Source organism: Nocardioides sp. JCM 18998, assembly GCF_055391535.1.
Genome location: NZ_AP043886.1, coordinates 2,285,219 through 2,301,831 on the forward strand (window position 1 = coordinate 2,285,219; position 16,613 = coordinate 2,301,831).

General features: G+C 68.7%; 13 protein-coding genes and 1 pseudogene. 9 read left to right on the forward strand and 5 right to left on the reverse strand.

Going from position 1 to position 16,613, the window contains the following annotated elements; translation table 11 throughout:
* The first annotated feature begins 9 nt into the window (after window positions 1–9).
* From ACZ5L9_RS10655 to ACZ5L9_RS10675, 5 genes are all read left to right on the forward strand, one after another.
* Window positions 10–792, forward strand: coding sequence for an HNH endonuclease family protein (locus tag ACZ5L9_RS10655; protein WP_464527464.1), 783 nt, complete (start codon window positions 10–12; stop codon window positions 790–792).
* A gap of 124 nt (window positions 793–916) precedes the next feature.
* Entirely contained in the window at window positions 917–2,509 is a 1,593-nt protein-coding gene (locus ACZ5L9_RS10660; RefSeq protein WP_464527466.1) for a PP2C family protein-serine/threonine phosphatase, read from the forward strand.
* Window positions 2,510–2,525: 16 nt separating this feature from the next.
* A complete protein-coding gene (locus ACZ5L9_RS10665) occupies window positions 2,526–3,626 on the forward strand; it encodes a cobalamin B12-binding domain-containing protein (RefSeq protein ID WP_464527467.1) in 1,101 nt (366 codons plus the stop codon).
* A gap of 152 nt (window positions 3,627–3,778) precedes the next feature.
* On the forward strand, window positions 3,779–4,129 hold the full coding sequence (locus ACZ5L9_RS10670) for a YciI family protein (RefSeq protein ID WP_464536847.1): 351 nt from the start codon (window positions 3,779–3,781) through the stop codon (window positions 4,127–4,129).
* A gap of 188 nt (window positions 4,130–4,317) precedes the next feature.
* On the forward strand, window positions 4,318–5,595 hold the full coding sequence (locus tag ACZ5L9_RS10675) for an RNA polymerase sigma factor (protein ID WP_464527469.1): 1,278 nt from the start codon (window positions 4,318–4,320) through the stop codon (window positions 5,593–5,595).
* 12 nt (window positions 5,596–5,607) lie between these two features.
* Here the strand turns inward: ACZ5L9_RS10675 and ACZ5L9_RS10680 are convergent, their stop codons facing one another.
* Window positions 5,608–6,879 carry a sensor domain-containing phosphodiesterase gene (locus ACZ5L9_RS10680; protein ID WP_464527471.1) on the reverse strand — a complete coding sequence of 424 codons (1,272 nt, stop codon included), beginning with the start codon at window positions 6,877–6,879 and terminating at the stop codon, window positions 5,608–5,610.
* 133 nt (window positions 6,880–7,012) lie between these two features.
* On the reverse strand, window positions 7,013–7,498 hold the full coding sequence (locus ACZ5L9_RS10685) for an FBP domain-containing protein (protein ID WP_464527473.1): 486 nt from the start codon (window positions 7,496–7,498) through the stop codon (window positions 7,013–7,015).
* 52 nt (window positions 7,499–7,550) lie between these two features.
* Here ACZ5L9_RS10685 and ACZ5L9_RS10690 point away from each other — a divergent pair, with 52 nt between their 5' ends.
* Window positions 7,551–8,177: a TetR-like C-terminal domain-containing protein gene (locus ACZ5L9_RS10690; RefSeq protein ID WP_464527475.1), complete on the forward strand. Its 627-nt coding sequence runs from the start codon at window positions 7,551–7,553 to the stop codon at window positions 8,175–8,177.
* On the opposite strand, the gene ACZ5L9_RS10695 is transcribed toward ACZ5L9_RS10690, so the two are convergent.
* The 3 genes and pseudogenes from ACZ5L9_RS10695 to ACZ5L9_RS10705 form a co-directional block, all read right to left on the reverse strand.
* Complete coding sequence (locus ACZ5L9_RS10695) at window positions 8,134–8,511, reverse strand: YrdB family protein (RefSeq protein ID WP_464527477.1); 378 nt, start codon at window positions 8,509–8,511, stop codon at window positions 8,134–8,136. The two genes, ACZ5L9_RS10690 and ACZ5L9_RS10695, sit on opposite strands and share 44 nt — an antisense overlap.
* A gap of 109 nt (window positions 8,512–8,620) precedes the next feature.
* Window positions 8,621–10,012 carry a DUF1254 domain-containing protein gene (locus ACZ5L9_RS10700; protein ID WP_464527478.1) on the reverse strand — a complete coding sequence of 464 codons (1,392 nt, stop codon included), beginning with the start codon at window positions 10,010–10,012 and terminating at the stop codon, window positions 8,621–8,623.
* Window positions 10,013–10,631: 619 nt separating this feature from the next.
* Window positions 10,632–11,643, reverse strand: a pseudogene (locus ACZ5L9_RS10705) (IS481 family transposase).
* Window positions 11,644–11,999: 356 nt separating this feature from the next.
* Here ACZ5L9_RS10705 and ACZ5L9_RS10710 point away from each other — a divergent pair.
* The 3 genes from ACZ5L9_RS10710 to ACZ5L9_RS10720 all read left to right on the forward strand — a co-directional run bounded on the left by ACZ5L9_RS10710 (window position 12,000) and on the right by ACZ5L9_RS10720 (window position 15,386).
* Window positions 12,000–12,920 carry a nuclease-related domain-containing protein gene (locus tag ACZ5L9_RS10710; RefSeq protein ID WP_464527480.1) on the forward strand — a complete coding sequence of 307 codons (921 nt, stop codon included), beginning with the start codon at window positions 12,000–12,002 and terminating at the stop codon, window positions 12,918–12,920.
* A gap of 397 nt (window positions 12,921–13,317) precedes the next feature.
* Window positions 13,318–14,391 (forward strand): nucleoid-associated protein, encoded by a 1,074-nt coding sequence (locus ACZ5L9_RS10715; protein WP_464527482.1) that lies wholly within the window; start codon window positions 13,318–13,320, stop codon window positions 14,389–14,391.
* Window positions 14,388–15,386, forward strand: coding sequence for a hypothetical protein (locus ACZ5L9_RS10720; protein ID WP_464527483.1), 999 nt, complete (start codon window positions 14,388–14,390; stop codon window positions 15,384–15,386). The genes ACZ5L9_RS10715 and ACZ5L9_RS10720 overlap by 4 nt, the downstream gene beginning before the upstream one ends.
* Window positions 15,387–16,613: the final 1,227 nt, after the last annotated feature.

A 16,613-nucleotide genomic window follows, 5' to 3' on the forward strand; every position in this document is an offset into this window, starting at 1 on the left:
CCTGGGGCGGTGACCTCCGGACTGTCGGTGCTCGCTGGCAGCCTGCGCGACATGCCCCGACCGCTCCGGGCCCTGCTGTCCGCGCTGCTGCTGGCCCTCCTGCCGGCCCTCTTGTTGGGCGGGTGCACGCTGGCGACCCCGGAGGCGACGCCCGTCCCGGTGCCCGAGCGATCGAGCGGTGCGCCGTCCGCGCCGGTGCGCGTGCCACCGGTCGATGTCACAGCGGTGCGAGCCGAGCTGGCGACGCTCGCAGTGAGGGGTCGCGCCCCGATGACGGGCTACGACCGGGACGCGTTCGGGCCGGCGTGGAGCGACGACACCGACGACCAGTGGGGCCACAACGGCTGCGACACCCGCAACGACATCCTTCGCCGCGACCTGACCGACGTGCAGCTCGATGCGCGCACGCACGGCTGTGTCGTCCTCACCGGTGCCCTCGCGGACCCCTACGGCGCGACAGCGATCGCCTTCGTCCGGGGCGTCGGCACCAGCCTCGCGGTGCAGATCGACCACGTCGTGCCGCTCGGCGACGCCTGGCAGAAGGGCGCCCAGCGGTGGACGGCGCAGGAGCGGCAGGCGTTCGCCAACGACCCGCGCGAGCTGCTCGCGGTCAGCGGCGCGCTCAACGCCTCCAAGGGCGACGGTGACGCCGCCACCTGGCTGCCGCCGAACAAGGCGTTCCGGTGCGCGTACGTCGCGCGTCAGGTGGCGGTGAAGCGGGCCTACGGGCTGTGGGTGACGGCCGCGGAGCGCGACGCGATCACCCGGGTGCTGGGCTCGTGCGGGCGCTGAGCGCCGCGGTCGGCCAGCGCCCGTGGCGCCAGCGTGAACAACCCTGTATTAGCGTGGGAGGCAACGCCCACGATGCGTGTCGCGCCTCCCCGCGAGGCCGGCTCAGGAAGAGACGGTAGACCGCATGCAGACCCATCCCGCCCCCTCCGAGGCAGGTCTGACGACCCTCGGTCAGGGTTGGGACGGAGCCCCCAGCGTCGCGATCGCCGTCGCCGAGGACGGGTCCGTGCTCGGTCTCAACCGCGCCGGGCGAGCGCTGTTCCCCCACGTCGTGCCGGGGGACCGGCTGGACCGCGGTGTGCCGACGTGGCTCGCCGAGGCCGGGCGGGCCCTGCAGTCCGGCACGTCCGTCGAGGTCGCCTCCGGCGCCGTCGGCGCGCAGCGCTTCCGCGCCGTGCCCGTCCCGGCCGAGGGCGGTGCGGTGACGTGGTGGCTCGAGGAGACCACGTCGTTGCATGCCAGCCGCGAGGCCTTGCGGCGTGAGCGGGAGAGCACCGCGTTCCTGCACGCCGCCTCCGACGCCCTGCTCAGCTCCCTCAACGCGGCCCGGACGATGGAGGTCGCCGCCGAGCTGGCGGCCAGCCGGCTCGCGGACGCCGCCTGGATCCTCGCCCCGGCCGCCCGCGGCATGCACGAGGCCGTGCTGTGCCGGCGCGGCGAGCAGCCGCGCACCTTCAGTCTCCGCATCCGGCCCGAGGACGTGCCGGGGCTGGCCGAGGCGCTGCAGGGCTTCCCGCCGGTGCCGTCGCGCTGGATCGATCCGGTCGGGCTCGAGCCGTGGATCATCCCCGAGGGGTTCGGCGACGCCGGCCCGATCGTGGTCACGTCACTGCCTGGTCACGGCGTTCCGGCCGGAGCCTTGGTGCTGCTGCGCCGTGCGGACCGGGCCGGTTTCGACGAGGACGAGGAGTCCGTCGCTCGGCTGTTCGCCGCGCGTGTGGGCGCGGCGCTGTCGTCCGCCCGTCTCTTCGAGCAGCAGAGCTCGATCACCGACGTGCTCACCTCCCAACTCCTGCCCCCGGTGCTGCGCCGCGCCCAGGGCATCGACTTCGCCGGGGTCTACCGGCCCGCCCAGGAGACCGCGCGCCTCGGCGGCGACTTCTACGACGTCCACGAGACCGAGGACGCCGGGACGCTGGCGCTGCTCGGCGACGTGTGCGGCCAGGGTCTCGAGGCGGCCGTGCTGGCCGGCAAGATCCGTACGACCATGCAGGCGCTGCTCCCGATGGCCGGCGACCACGCCCGCATGCTCGCGCTGCTCAACGCCGCCCTTCTGGGCTCGCACGAGACCCGTTTCGCCAGTCTCGTCCTCGCCTCGGCCCGGAGCGTGGACGGGGGACTCCGGCTGCGGCTGACCCGCGCCGGTCACCTGCCCCCGCTCCTCGTGCGGACCGACGGTCGGGTCGAGGAGATCTTCGGGAGCGGACCGGTCATCGGGGTGATGCCCGAGCCGGTGTTCGAGACCGTCGAGGTCCTCCTGGCGCCCGGCGAGACCTGCCTGCTCTACACCGACGGCATCGTCGAGGCCCGCGGGGGCCCGATGGGCGGCGAGCTGTTCGGCGAGGGCCGGCTGCAACGCCTGCTGGGCGAGTGCGGTGGCCTGCCCGCCGAGGCCGTGGTCGAGCGGGTGCTCATGGTGGCCACCCAGTGGCTGGGTCGCTCCGAGCACGACGACATGGCGATCCTGGCCATCACGGCACCCCGCACGCGGGCCTGACCGGAGGCAACGAGAGATGGCTCAGACCGATGCCGACCGCGCCCACACGCGGGCGGCGGACGACGCGGGCGACGCGGCGTACGACGTGGCGGCCGAGCACGCCGAGCGCCTGTGGCAGGCCGTGCTCGCCGGCGACGAGCACGGGGCGATCGACGTCGTGGCCGCCCTGGCCGAGGGCGTCGACCCGGAGGCGATCCTGCTCGACGTCATCGGCGCGACCCAGCGCCGGGTCGGCATGGAGTGGTCGCTGAACCGGATCAGCGTCGCCCAGGAGCACGCCGCCACCGCGATCAACGAGCGGGTCATCGTCCACCTGGCCGCCCGGCTCCCGCGCCCCGAGGTCACCCGGGCGCGGGTGGCGGTGGCCTGCGTCGACGGGGAGTGGCACGCGCTGCCGGCACGGCTGCTCGCCGAGGTGCTGACCCTGCGCGGCTTCCGGGTCGACTACCTCGGCGCCCAGGTCCCGACCTCCCATCTGATCACCCACCTGCACCGGACCAGTCCCGACGTGGTGGCGCTCTCGGGATCGCTGCCGACCCGGCTGCCGGTCGCCCACGCCACCATCGCCGCCTGCCAGAGCGCCGGTACGCCGGTGATCGTCGGCGGCTCGGCCTTCGGATCCCACGGGCAGTGGGCCGCGCCGTTGGGCGCCGAGGCCTGGGCGCCGGACGCCCGGAGCGCTGCCGAGCGCCTCGCCGAGCCGCTGCCGCGCCCGGTCGCGGTCCACCAGCCGGTCGACGACCTCCCGCACCTGCTGGACCAGGAGTACACGATGGTGACGCGTGGCGCCGTCGGGCTGGTGCGCGCCGTGATGGCGGGGCTGGAGGAGCGGATCCCAGCGATGCGCTCCTACACCGAGCTGCAGCGCCAGCACACCGCCGAGGACGTCGCCCACACCGTCGAGTTCCTGGCGGCGGCGCTCTACGTCGACGACGCGGAGCTCTTCCTCGACTTCCTGACCTGGACGGCCCAGATCCTCGAGGCGCGGTCCGTACCCGCTCGCTCGCTGGTGCCGGCGCTGGACCTGCTGGGCGACGAGCTGCACGACTTCCCCCGGGCGCTCGCCATGCTGCACGCTGCGAGGGAGACGCTGAGCGGGGACGCGCCGTCTCGCTGACGGCGGTGCTGGATCGCCGGGGAGCGGTCGGAGAAGAATTCTCACGAAGCGATGTCGAAATCGCCCGCGCCTGTTCGACGTATGTACGAGAGAGCAACTCCACCAACCGAGAAGGACTGATCGAGATGCCGCGTTTCATGGGATTCGTGAGGATGGAAGAGGGCCAGGGCGCGCCGACCCAGGCGCTGATGGACGCGATGGACGTCTACATCGGGGAGCAGGCCGCGAAGGGCATCTTCCTCGACGGCGGTGGCCTCTACGGCACCGAGGACGCCGTCAACTTCATCGTCCGCGACGGCGCGACGACCCGTGTCGACGGCCCGTACGCCGAGGCCAAGGAGGTCGTCGGCGGCTGGGCGATCATGCAGTACGACACCCTCGAGGAGGCGATCGCCGGCTCGCAGGAGTTCGCCGAGCTGCACGCGAAGCACTGGCCCGCGTGCCGGATGGTCTCCACGCTGCGCCAGATCTCCGACGCCCCGCCGGAGCCCGCCGACGCCTGAGGTCTCGCCGTTGGAGGTCGAGCGTCCCGGAGGTCGAGCCTGTCGAGACCCCCGAGCCCCGGAGGTCGAGTGTCCCGGAGGTCGAGCCCCGGAGGTCGAGCTTGTCGAGACCCCGAGCCCCGGAGGTCGAGCCCCGGAGGTCGAGCCTGTCGAGACCCCCGAGCCTCGGCGCTGGCTACGCTGACCGCGTGTCAGAAGACGCCAGCGCCGAGGCGAGCATCGAGGCGATCACCGCCGCGTGGCGGGCCGAGTCGGCCCGCCTCGTCGGCGCTCTGGCGAGGATGACGCGCGACATCGACCTCGCCGAGGACCTCGCCCAGGACGCGCTGGTCGCTGCGCTGGAGCAGTGGCCCGCCGCCGGCGTACCGGACAACCCGGCCGCCTGGCTGATGACCGCCGCGAAGCGTCGCGGCATCGACCACCTCCGGCGTGCCGACCTCCTCCGTGGCAAGACCGAGGAGCTCGGTCGCGCCCTGGTGCGTGACCCGGGGGAGCAGATGGACCTCGACGACCAGGTCGACCAGATCGAGGACGACGTCCTGCGGCTGATCTTCCTGACCTGTCACCCGGCGCTGACACCCGAGTCGCGCGCCGCGCTGACCCTGCGCCTGGTCGGCGGGCTGAGCACCGCCGAGATCGCCCGCGGCTTCCTGGTCGCCGAGACGGCGATGGGCCAGCGGATCTCGCGGGCGAAGAAGACGTTGGCCGAGGCGCGGGCCGAGTTCGAGCTGCCCACGGGAGCGGAGCGAACCGCCCGGCTCGACGACGTGATGGCCGTGATCTACCTGATCTTCAACGAGGGCTACGCCGCGACCGCGGGCGACACGTGGGTGCGCACCGACCTGGTCGCCGAGGCGAACCGACTGGCCCGCATGCTCGCCGCGCTCGCTCCGGACGAGCCGGAGGTACTGGGCCTGCAGGCGCTGCTCGAGCTGCAGGGCTCCCGCATCCCGGCCCGGCTCGACGAGACCGGTCAGCCGGTGCTGCTCGAGGCCCAGGACCGATCGCTCTGGGACCAGCTGATGATCCACCGCGGGCTGGCGGCGCTGCGTGCCGCGGAGGCGCTGGCCGCGCGCGGGACGCCCGTCGGAACGTACTTCCTGCAGGCCTCGATCGCCGCTCGGCACGCGGTCGCGGCGAATGCCGCGGAGACCGACTGGCGTCGGATCGCGCGGCTGTACGACGTCCTCGCTCAGGCCGCCCCCGGACCTGTCGTGGAGGTCAACCGCGCGGTGGCGCACGGCCGCGCCTTCGGGCCGGACGCCGGTCTCGAAGTGCTGGGCGCGGTGGCGCCGGACGCGCTGGGGGAGTCCCCGCTCGTCCCGAGCGTCCGCGGCGATCTGCTCGAGCGGGCAGGACGTCATCCGGAGGCGGCCGAGGCGTTCGCCGCGGCGGCGGCGCGGACCCGCAACGCCGGCGAGCGGGCGCTGCTGGAGCGTCGCGCCGCGGAGAATCGCGGCGGCTGAGGCTGCCCGGAGCTATCCGGCGGGTCGTACGCGTCGCAGGAGGGCGGCAGCGGCAGCGAGGACGAGCTCGCGGTCGTAGGTCACGACGTAGTCGAAGCGTCGGGTGTCGTCGGGGCCCTCGTCGCCCAGGTCCCGGGCGATGACGGCGCCGGCGAAGTGTGGTCCGACCACCGCGATCGTCCACTCGTCGACCACCGGATCGGCCGGGTCGAGCGAGCCTCCGCTCACACCCGCCGATGGCGCCGCAGGCATGTTCTGGCCGAGCGCGACCACGAGCTCGGCGGAGTTGGCGAGGACTGCGTATCGGCGGGCGGTGGCGGGGGTGAAGTGGCGCGCGTGCTGAAACGTCGCCGCGACGACCGCCGGGCCGCCCAGCGCGAGCGCCTGCCGCTCCAGGTGCTTGCTCATCGCGATGAGCAGCGGCTTGGTCGCCCGCTGGACCGCACGGGACCGCGCGACCAGCTCGTACGGGGTGTCCACGCGCGGTTGCTCCGTCGGGCGCCCGAGCGCGTCGGCGGCGCGGCTGGCAGCGGCGGATGGTTGCGCGGGCAGCTGACCGGGTCGGCCGTACAGCCAGCCCTGGCCGAGGCGTGCGCCCATCTCGACGGCGAGGCGGGCGTGCTCCTCGGTCTCGATGCCCTCGGCCAGGACCACCGCGCCGGTGCGCTCCGCCTCGGCGTTGACCGCGCAGACCACCTCGGCGACCTCGACCGTGGTGCGCTGCTGGACCAGCCGGAGATCGAGCTTCAGCACGTCGGGGGCGAGGAACGGCATGAGTGCGAGGGAGGCCCGCTCGGCCCCGATGTCGTCGACCGCGACCCGCCAGCCGAGCGTACGGGCGGCCTCTGCTGCGGCGAGGAGCCGGGACGGGTCGCGCGTCAGGGCGCGCTCGGTGAACTCGACGACGACCGGCAGCCGGCCCGCCAGCCGCTCCACCACGGCTGTGAAGGTGGCGGGCGCGCCACTGCCGAGCGCACCCGGCTCGACATTGAGGAACAGCGCGAAGGGGCCGGCCAGACCGGCGGCGTCGGCGCCGGTCAGGGCAGCCGTGCGACAGGCCCAGTCCAGCTCGGTGAGCCGGCCGGCGGCGGCCGCGGCTGCGAACAGGCGGTCCGGGCGCTCGAAGTCGGTGCCCTGCGGGCCGCGGGCGAGTGCCTCGTACGCGACAGTGGTGCCACTGGCGAGCTCGACGATGGGCTGGTAGACCGCGCGGATGCCGTTCGCGGAGGCCAGCAGCCGGGCGATGTCCTCGTGTGCCTGCGGCATGCTCTGCTGCTGCGTCATGGTGCTCTCCGTCGCGGACCCCCGGCCCTGGCGGCGGTCGGTCATCGCACCCTAACCGGCGCCGCCTCGACGAGGGCCATCGGCTCGCGCCGGAGGATCTTGCCGGGGGATCTTGCCGGAGGGTCGCGCCGGATCAGGCTGGGTGCATCACCCGAGCGACGAAGGCGTCGAGGTTGGCGCCGAGGCGTTCGATCTTCTGCTCGACGCTGAGCGTCTCATAGGTGATCGGGGTGGCCGCCTTGCGCTTGCCCCGCACGTACAGCGGACAGGCCAGGTCGGCGCAGATGTAGGTGCCGACCGAGTTGCCCGCCTGGCCGGCGCGGCCTGCGCGGTTGGCGACCATGAGGGCGACGTCGCCGACGGTCAGGCACAGCGAGCACATCGTCTTGCGCGGCCCGCGGGCGTCCTGTGACAGCCGCAGCCCGACCGCCCGGACCTCACCCTCGTGCTCGACGGCGAGGTACGCCCGCTGTGGCGCCTTCGGGTCGCGCCAGCCGAGGTAGTCGAGGTCGTCCCAGGGCTGCTCGCCCAGGTCGACCGGCACGTTGACCCGGCTCGCCTCGCCCTTGGAGAGGTTGACGAACGCCTTGCGCAACTGCGCCTCGGTGACCGGGTCCATGCCGTCGATGCTAGGTTTCCTAATGGTATTAGGCAATCTGGCGGAGGGCGTGATGGTGCGAGCGGGGCTGAGCCTGGCGCGGGTCGTGGCCGAGGGCGCGGACCTGGCCGACTCGGCGGGGCTGGAGGCCGTGAGCGTCTCGGCGCTGGCGCGCCGGCTCGGCGTCCGGGCGCCCAGCCTCTACACGTACGTCGACGGCAACGCGGTCCTGCGCCTGCGGATCACCGCCCTCGCCCTCGCCGAGTCGGCGCATCTTGCTGAGGGTGCGATGGCGGGTTCTGATGGGGTGGAGGCGCTCGCGTCCTATGCGGAGACCTGGCGCTCGTACGCCCGCCTCCACCCCGGCCGTTACGCCGCCACCCGGGTGCCGGTACCGGTCGACGACGAGAGTGCCGCCGCATCGTCGGCCGTCGCGGCGGGCCGCCGCCACGCGGACCTGGCGCGCGCCGCCCTCGCCCACCGCTCGCTCGATACGGACGGGGAGGTGCACGCGACCCGGTTGCTCGGCAGCCTCATCCACGGCTACGTCAGCCTCGAGCTCGCCGGCGCCTTCGCGCACAGCGAACCTGCGAGCGAGGAGAGCTGGCGGGTGCTGGTCGGCCAGCTCGATGCGATCCTCGCCGCGGGCGTCGGCCCTATGCCTCCGACTGGTCGAAGGCCGGCAACAGGGCGGCGTTGATCATCGCCAGCGCGAGGAAGCCGATGCCCGTGACCGGATGGCCGGTCGCCACCAAGGACAGGGCGGCGATGGCGAAGATCGCCATCTCCAGCGGGATGCGCGCCGGCGTCGGAAGCCGATGCGACGAGCGCGGCGCCGCCCACTGCCCCCACGCCACCGCCGCCTGCAGCGGCAGACAGATCGCCGGCAGCACACCCCATGGCCCGGAGGCGAGTCGACTGCCCGCGTACGCCAGCGCCACGACCATGCCCACCTCGAGCCCGAACTTCACGAGCAGGGTGACGGCCCGCACCGTCGGTGTCGGTGTCGCGGCCGGCTGGTCGCGATCGGTCATGCTCCTCGTGCGTCCTTCCCGGCGCTGCGGCGTGGATGAGTCGTGTCTATGGGCAGCGCGGCCGGTCGGCATCCGACGTCAGCGCGGCGAACCGCCGCCGGGAGCGAATTCAGGTTGCGGTGATGTCCCCGAGCTTCCAGGTCCGGTCGAAGTACGACTCGAGGGGACCGTAGAGGCGGAAGTAGGAGAACCAGTGGCGTCCGGGGATGGTCTGGACCCAGTTCGACTGGCCGTTCTCCGGCTCCGTCGGCCCGAAGTAGAGGTCGACGGAGCCGTCGTCGTTGCGGATGACGTCGGTGTCTCGGGAGCCGCGGTCTCCCCGCTGCTGCTGGTTGTCGATGAGGCACCGGGTCGCTACGTCGTAGACCGTGGCTGACCAGAAGAGCTTGGCGGGCGGGTCGGCGGGGACGTGCAGCGTGTAGGACTGTGCGCCGTCGAGCCATGCGCCCGTCGCATCGGCGTACGACCCGAGGTAGGCCTGTCCGGCTCCGGGGGTCTGGCTCTTCATCGCCTCGGAGAAGCTGACGGCTTCGTAGAACCACGACGCCCGCTCGAGGAGCTCGTCGTGATGCTCTCCGCGTTGGGCGGGGTTGTCCAGGACGATCGCGGTGTCCCAGGCTCGGTCCGGCCAGTACCGGGAGCCCTCGAACCGCTTGGCGAACGTGTTGGCCTGGGCCATCAGCTCACCTGCCGCACTCGCCTGGATGAGGATGGCGCTCAGCCGATCGTCCGGTTCGAACGGCTTGTCCTTCTCGATGCCGAGCTGCTTGAGCATCGCGAGGTAGAACCGGTCGCGCTCGTCGACGATCTCGCTCTGGTAGATGTCGTGTAGCCGCACCCAGTAGTCGAGCCCACCGGGCTGGTCACCGGTCCACCGCCGTCCGTCCGGAGAGACGACTCGCGTGGGCTTGGGGTCGTCGCGGTCGGCGTAGGGGTAGATCCGGACCCCATCCACCAGCGCCTGAGAACGGGTCGGGTCGGGGTCCAAGGTACGGAAGCCGAACATGATGTTCATGCCAGTGGCGTACTGGAGGTAGTAGCCGTCGCCCACCTCGGGTGCGTCGTGACCGGGCGGTACGACGACATGCTTGCCGCCGTGGCCGGCGTCTGGCCCCATCTCGCCGAGGACCGCGAACTCGCGCTGCCAGAAGTCGGACATCCCGCCGGCCGTCGGCCCCGGTGGCAGCTCGACGACCAGTGGCCCGGTCTCGGAAAGGTCGAAGAAGTTGAGGATGTACGGCGTGGTCGCGTTGGCGGTGATGAGGCCGAGCCGGTCGCGGTAGCTGACGTAGTGGACGAGGTCGGAGCTGGTCGCGCCGAACACGTCGTAGTGCTGCGTCTTCCACTGCGCGTACGAGACCAGCGGCAACGCCCACAGGTAGACCTGGCAGGCCATCTGGTAGTCGAGCTCATCGAAGACGACACCCAGATCCGCTCTGGACGGCAGCTCGCCATCCATCGAGACCTGCGCCAACCTGCCCGGAAGCTCTGTCGAAGACATGACCCCAGCCTGCCGGTCCACCCGAGACCACTCCTCCCCTGGAACGGGCGATCGGCAGACCGTCAACGGCGAGCCTGTCGGCAGGCAAGGCGCGGCCTTCCGCCGCGCCTGACACGAGGCGGGGAGAGCTCGCCCGGACGCACGTGAGCAGGGACGGGTCATCGCCGCGGCATCCCGATCCTGCTGTCGGCCGGGATGCCGCCTGTCACTGGTGCCAAGAAGATTGATCATTCAACTACCGTCAATGGTCGTTGACGTTTGTGCAGGTCAGAGCCACTTTTGAGGTTCACGCCGTTTCGCGGCGTATCGCCAAAAACCGCCCGATTTCGGGCAGTTCGTATCACTTTTCGTATCACTCGGCGGGTTCTAGCTGAGTCTCCGAGGTGGCGCTGCAACTCCTCTTCGAGGAGGGCGCCGGGGTGGGCGAGGCGTAGGTTCATGATACCCCGCATCGTCCGCGTTGGCAGGTGCTCGTTGGAGCCGTCCTGCTGGAACCCGCTGAAGCAATGTTGCAGGAGGCCTGGGCCCAGTCGGAGGCGCGCCGGGGCTTGTTGAGTAATCGGATCGTCACCGAGTTGATCTACTCAACTTCGGGCGTGCCCGCGCTCGCAATCGACCTCTAGATGTGATGCCCAGCCAGGTTGTCCAATCTGGTGATGGGTGCGGCTTTCCCGATTGCTGAGTGGGGCCGGTGATGGTTGTACTCGTGGATCCATGCTGGCAGAGCAGCTAGTCGGGCAGATTCGGAGTTGTAGAACTTCTTGAACGCCCAGCCCTCGGCCAGCGTGCGATGGAACCGCTCGATCTTGCCGTTGGTCTGCGGCCGATAGGGCCTGGTCCGCTTCGGCGTGACGCCGAGCTCGGTGCATGTGTCACGCCACAGGAAAGAGCGGTACGTGCCCCCGTTGTCGCTGATCACGCGACGCACGGTGACGCCACGCTCGGCGAACCAGGCCACCGCGTTGCGCAGGACCGCGGCAGCGGTCTGGCTGGTCTCGTCCTCGTGGGCCTCGACGTAGGCCACCCGGGAGTGATCATCGATGACCGTGTGTAGGTAGCAGGTGCCGACCAGGGGCTGGCGGTACTTGCTCTTCGGTGCACCGGTCCTAGCAGATGTCGCAGCCCTGTTTCTTGTCGCCCTGCTGTCGCCCGACGTAGCGCCAGCCGCCGCCGTCGGGGACCTTGCCGAGCTTCTTCACATCGACATGGATCAAGTCACCAGCACGAGCGTGTTCGTAGCGGCGGATCGGCTCGCCGGTAGCGCGGTCGATGTGGCTGAGTCGGTTGAGCCGGCAGCGGGTGAGCACGGCGTGCACGGACGAGGAGGCCATGCCCAGACGGTCGGCGATCTCGACTGGGCCCAGGCGTTGCTTCCACCGCAGGTGCACGATCTTGCGGACCACCGGTGCCGGGGTGCGGTTCGGTTGATGGTGCGGCGCCGAGGAGCGGTCGAGCATGCCGGCCGCGCCCTCTTGGCGGTAGCGCTGGGCCCACTTGTTCGCGGTCTTCCAAGCGACGTCGTAACGCTCGGCGGCTCGAGCTGGCGACCAGCCCTGGTCGACGATCAAGCGGGCGAGTTTCAGCCGGGCTCGGGGCGTCAGCGCGGCGTTGGCATGGGTAGCGTGGGACACGAAGGCCTCCTCGGTGGCGGAGCGGTTCCTTAGACAGCTCCACTCCACACCGGGAGGCCTTCACCTATCTACAGATCAGATCTTGTCGTCGCAGGATCTCGACCAACGTGCCTGGACATCACATCTAGCGGAAGATCCCGTCGGCCTATCGAGGTTGCTCGACCGGTCTCGTTGCGGCGGGCATGCCGGCATCCGCCGTGGCCGCGGGCATCGGTGGTGAGCGCCTCGGCCACGCCAGGAGAGTGCGGAGGGCGGGCTGACATATGCCCTGGGATACGGATGTGGCACAGCTTCGGCGAATCCGCTGCTGGCGATGGCCCGCGCTGGCACCCTGAGCGAAGGGGAGGGAGGACGTCGTGACGGAGTGGGTAGTGCGCCGCTGGGCGCGGTACGGGCACGCGCGCCTGTACGCCGAGACGCCCGGCGGGACGGCGCTCGGATACCTGGATCTCAAGACCGGGCGCTATCACTCCGACGACCTGACGAATCTGCCGCTGCTAGAGAAGGCGATCGGCGACCACCTCGCGGAGACGCAGTCGGTAGAGGTGCCCGCGCTGGCGATCGCTTATCCGGTCGAATCGCCCGCGGACGGTGTGCTTGCTGCTCCTCTCGACGCCGAGGAGCGTCCGGTCGAGCCGGCTGCACAGGAGTGGGAAGACCTCGGCGCGCATCAGGCCGGCGTCTCGCTGCGGGAGCAGGCACTGCTCGCGCGAGAGGGGACCGGAAAACTCAGGCACTTCTTCAACCGCCTAGTCGATGCGAAGACAGACGAGCGCGCGTGGCGGATCGGTGCCGACGGGGAGGAGGCAGTCGCTGTTCAGCTTGCGAAGCTCGGTCCGGAGTGGCGGGTCATCCACTCCATCGAGGTCGGCAACCGTGGCTCGGACATCGACCACGTCCTGGTCGGCCCGGGCGGCGTGCTGACGGTGAACGCCAAGAACCACCCCGACGCCAGCATCTGGGTCGGTGGTGACACCTTCATGGTCAACGGTCAGCGAGTGCCGTACGTCCGCAACAGCCGCCACGAGGCCAAGCGTGCGGGCCGCCTGTTGACCGAGCAGGTCGGCTTCCCGGTGACCGCGCTCGGCGTGATCGCCGTGATGGGCGCCCAGAAGGGTTGGACGATCAAGAAGCAGCCCGAAGACGGTGGTGTCGTCATCGTTCAGCGCCGCCGGATCAGCCACTACGTCGCGAAGCTCCCGCCGCGCCTGACCGACCGCGAGATCGAGGCGATCTATGAGGTCGCCTGCCGCTCTGCGACCTGGCGGCGAGGGTGAGTGGCCTTGGGGTCGGTGGCCAGGGCCCTTGTTGGGTCACCAATCTCCTGTTTTGCCGACAACGACGTCGCTCATCCCAGCGGTTGTCGGCGCCGGGTTAACGTCAAGGCGACCCGTCTACATACCTGGAACGAGTCTTGCGCCCACACGAGAGGCATCCGACTGCTGACGCAATTCGGCTGTCGGTGCAGCAAGCGACCGGAAGCGAGCCCCGTCCCCGCTGATTGGACCACCAAGGCATGCTGCCTTCGCTGCGACCGCGCCCATACGTTCAGGGTCAACGGCCAACGAGGCGATCCGCTATTGCTGTTTCGGTCCCCGTTGCGTAGGCGTGCATCTAGCCTAATCGTATCGGGAGGCCTATTGGGGGGCTCCAAACGTTCGCGGAGGAATCACGATGCCTGACTTTGGCACTCTGACCATTTCGGAGGTCATCCTTCACCGGGTGCCCAGCGGGCGGAGAGATGAGTCTGGCCCTGACGGGATCGACTACAGCGAAGCGCCAATCGCGCTCGGGACGCTAGACCGAGGCTTCATTGAGTTGCGCCTGCGCGAGACCCTTGGGGGAATGGCCCGTCCGGTTATCGAAGACGAGGAGGAAGGATCTACATCCCCGAAGTTGATACGCGGTCTCTTGGCCAACGTTGGCGATATCGTGGCCGACTCCGCTGAGCTCGCCCGCAGCCTGCATCGGAAGCAGAAATGGATGAGTTCGGTTGGCCTCGTGATGGTGCTTCGAGGTGCACTGGACAAGGAGGCATGCCTGATCGTGGCTAAGATGGAGCACGAGGAAGGAATGCGAGTCCAGGCGACAACCGTGGACGGCAAGCGCACCTACAAGGCAGAATATTTGAAGGATCTCATCCTCGGCCAAGGCACCAAGGTCTTCAAGGTAGGCATCTTCGCGGCGAGTGGCGCCACTGACCACGCACCGCTCCGCGGCTATGTGGTGGACGTTCAGCAAGGCGGCGGTGGGGTCGCGGACTATTTCGTCGAGTTCCTGGGCTGTCAGTTTACGCAACGCTCGGACGTACAAACGGAGAAATTTTTCAAAATCACCCAGAGCTTCATTTCGCGGTCAACGAAGGGCGATCCAGAGACAACGGCCGAATACGAGATTGCCCTTCTGTCGGAGATGCAGAACCGCTCGCCCCGGATCTCGCCGGAACAGTTCGCTCAACGTCACCTCAAAGTCGAGCATCGCGACGAGTACATAAGCAAGATCCAGGCCGCAGGTCTTCCAGCAAGGGGATTCACGAAGGACACTCATCTCGTTACCAGCAGTATCAGACGGGTCAAGTTTCAAACCGGCCGCGGCGCAACCGTTCTCGTGCCTCCGCCAATGTACGAAGACGGCTCGGTAGCTATTCAAAGCGCTAAAGAGGGCAATGCTTCGCAGATCGTCATCACCGATAAAATATCCTCAATTAGCGGCGCGAGTGGGCCAAAAGACGCGGAGATTTCGGAGTGACTCCAGATGAGGCTCGGCAGCGCTTCATCGACGAGCATCAGAACTTCAGAGATGCCGCGACATCTCTCCGTGAGTACCTTGAGGATTTGTGCCGCACCCTTCATGTGACGGCCGCCGTTGAGGCGCGCGAGAAGGGGATCGGCAGCTTCGTCAAGAAGATCTACTTAAACAAGTACACGCGGCCATGGGAGGAAATTACAGACAAAGTCGGCGCGCGCGTCGTTGTTGGTAATTTGCAAGATGTACGAAGAATTCGCGATGCCCTTGCCGGCGATACAACGGCGATCCTCGCCGCGCGGGACATCGTCGACAAGTCTGAACTGGCACCTGAAGACAGGCTCCACTACCCGGGCATACATGCTCAGGTAACCGTTCCAGGGGTGTCGATGACTGACGGAACACCTATCGAGGCTGAGCTCCAGCTGCGCACGAAGAGCCAGGACCTGTGGGCAGCGGTGTCCCACAAGCTCGACTACAAGGGGGCTGTCACCCCAGCCAAGCAGACCAGACGGCGGATCCTGAGACTGTCAGTGCTAGCTGAGATGTTTGACGAGGAGGTGGGAACGGCGATGAACGAGCTGGCTGCTGATCCCGCCTATGTCAACGCCCGCTACCTCCAGGTGGCCGAGCCACAGTACTTGCGATTCGTAGGGGAACCCGGAAGCGACGCGTTGTCTCTCGAGGTGATCGGAGCGATTCGGTCGGCAATCGCGGATACACAAGAACCGGATGACTACACCGTGGGTCTGGCAGACTTCGTGGATCGCCACGTTGCCAAACTTCAGGACATCTACGATCGCTTCGGCAGTCGAACCGAGTGGGCCCAGCAGGCAGCTTACTGGTTATTTTCTCAGCCGGAGTCGATAATTATCTTCCAGCTCATCGAGTCTCGACCGGTTGCGTTGGCCAGTAGCGTTCGGGGAACTGAGCTTGAGACAGTCGTTGACCGGCTCTATGCGGCTTGGGGGCGAGCTATGCCGCTTGGCCTCGAATAATCAAAATGCCTCAAGCCGCGAGGGTTCAGCTCGGCACCTGCCCTCGCCTGAGCGGCACCATTCGCTCGTGACGCCCTTCGGAGTCGGTCCAAGACAATGTGGCGACAAACCGGCGTGAGTGCCGACTGAAAGGCTCGTACAGCCACGGAATGGGATACCGGCCATCGACATCTAGCACTGCCAAAGGCATCTCATCGGGAGCGACGTCAAGTAGCTCGAGTTCCTGCCCGGCCGAGTTTGACAACCTGAGGTTAACGTCGCGAGCTGGCGCTGGCCCGCGGTTAACCAGCACGATGTGGTAGCCAGCCTCGAGAGTCCGCCCGTCTCTCACTTGGACCTTGGCGCGTACTGGCAGCCAATGAAAGGACACAGTCACCCGGGCCCGTCGTTCTGCAGCCGTCCTTTCTCGTCGCTGCGCGTACCAAGTCCATATGGCCACAACGACCGCGAGCCCCGCGAAGACAGCACTAACCCATGCGCTCATACTTCATTATCGCCAACTTCATCGAACCTCAAGAGAACGACACACCTAGACTTAACCATGTGCAACTTCGCGGCGCGGTTGGATGCGATGGTCATTGGTAGCCGCGACGCTCGGGCGGTGGGGCAGCAATTGCGATGTCTCTGGGGGTTCCTCGCGCTGTGTCTTTTCGTCGTGATCGTACCTGGCGACGACTCCTCGACCGGCGGGCGACCCAGCAGCCCGGTCGTTAGCCGCAATGCCGCATATTCCGGTCCCGGACAGCGCCATGTAACAGCCTGAGCAGAGTTCGGGCTAGCCCCGGCTCGACGCGGCCTCGGCGTGCTCGAAACGTTGACAGCTCAGTCGTTAACGACCCAGAACCCGAAGGTGCCGATTCTCGGTGGAACTTGCCGTATCTCGGGCAAATCCACATCACAGGCATCGCGAGTTGCTGCAGAAGGCACGCGATGTACGACTCGCTGGGTGAGGTAGAGGGCCGTGATGTTCAAGCGATCAAGCTGATGGTGGATGAGTGACGTCGCTCGCGGACCAGTTTTCACTGAACGCGAGCGCCTGCTCGCGCGTGAGAGCGGTGCGCTTCGGGTCGGGATCTCCGAATGATTCATAGAACTCGATCTCCACGGGCCGCGCCGTCCCGGATCAGTTCAGCTTCTGCGACCCCGGCGCGTCGCCTCGTCGCGTCACGGCGTCCCAGGCGGGCGGCATTGCCTGATCGAAGTGGGTATCACCGAGCCTAGGATCTC

Bases quoted from the DNA above. Each gene is read 5' to 3' on its own strand.
- ACZ5L9_RS10695 (WP_464527477.1), bottom strand. From the start codon at position 8,511: ATGACCGATCGCGACCAGCCGGCCGCGACACCGACACCGACGGTGCGG.
- ACZ5L9_RS10680 (WP_464527471.1), bottom strand. From the start codon at position 6,879: ATGACGCAGCAGCAGAGCATGCCGCAGGCACACGAGGACATCGCCCGG.
- ACZ5L9_RS10715 (WP_464527482.1), top strand. From the start codon at position 13,318: ATGCCTGACTTTGGCACTCTGACCATTTCGGAGGTCATCCTTCACCGG.
- ACZ5L9_RS10685 (WP_464527473.1), bottom strand. From the start codon at position 7,498: ATGGACCCGGTCACCGAGGCGCAGTTGCGCAAGGCGTTCGTCAACCTC.
- ACZ5L9_RS10660 (WP_464527466.1), top strand. From the start codon at position 917: ATGCAGACCCATCCCGCCCCCTCCGAGGCAGGTCTGACGACCCTCGGT.
- ACZ5L9_RS10700 (WP_464527478.1), bottom strand. From the start codon at position 10,012: ATGTCTTCGACAGAGCTTCCGGGCAGGTTGGCGCAGGTCTCGATGGAT.
- ACZ5L9_RS10690 (WP_464527475.1), top strand. From the start codon at position 7,551: ATGGTGCGAGCGGGGCTGAGCCTGGCGCGGGTCGTGGCCGAGGGCGCG.
- ACZ5L9_RS10665 (WP_464527467.1), top strand. From the start codon at position 2,526: ATGGCTCAGACCGATGCCGACCGCGCCCACACGCGGGCGGCGGACGAC.
- ACZ5L9_RS10670 (WP_464536847.1), top strand. From the start codon at position 3,779: ATGGAAGAGGGCCAGGGCGCGCCGACCCAGGCGCTGATGGACGCGATG.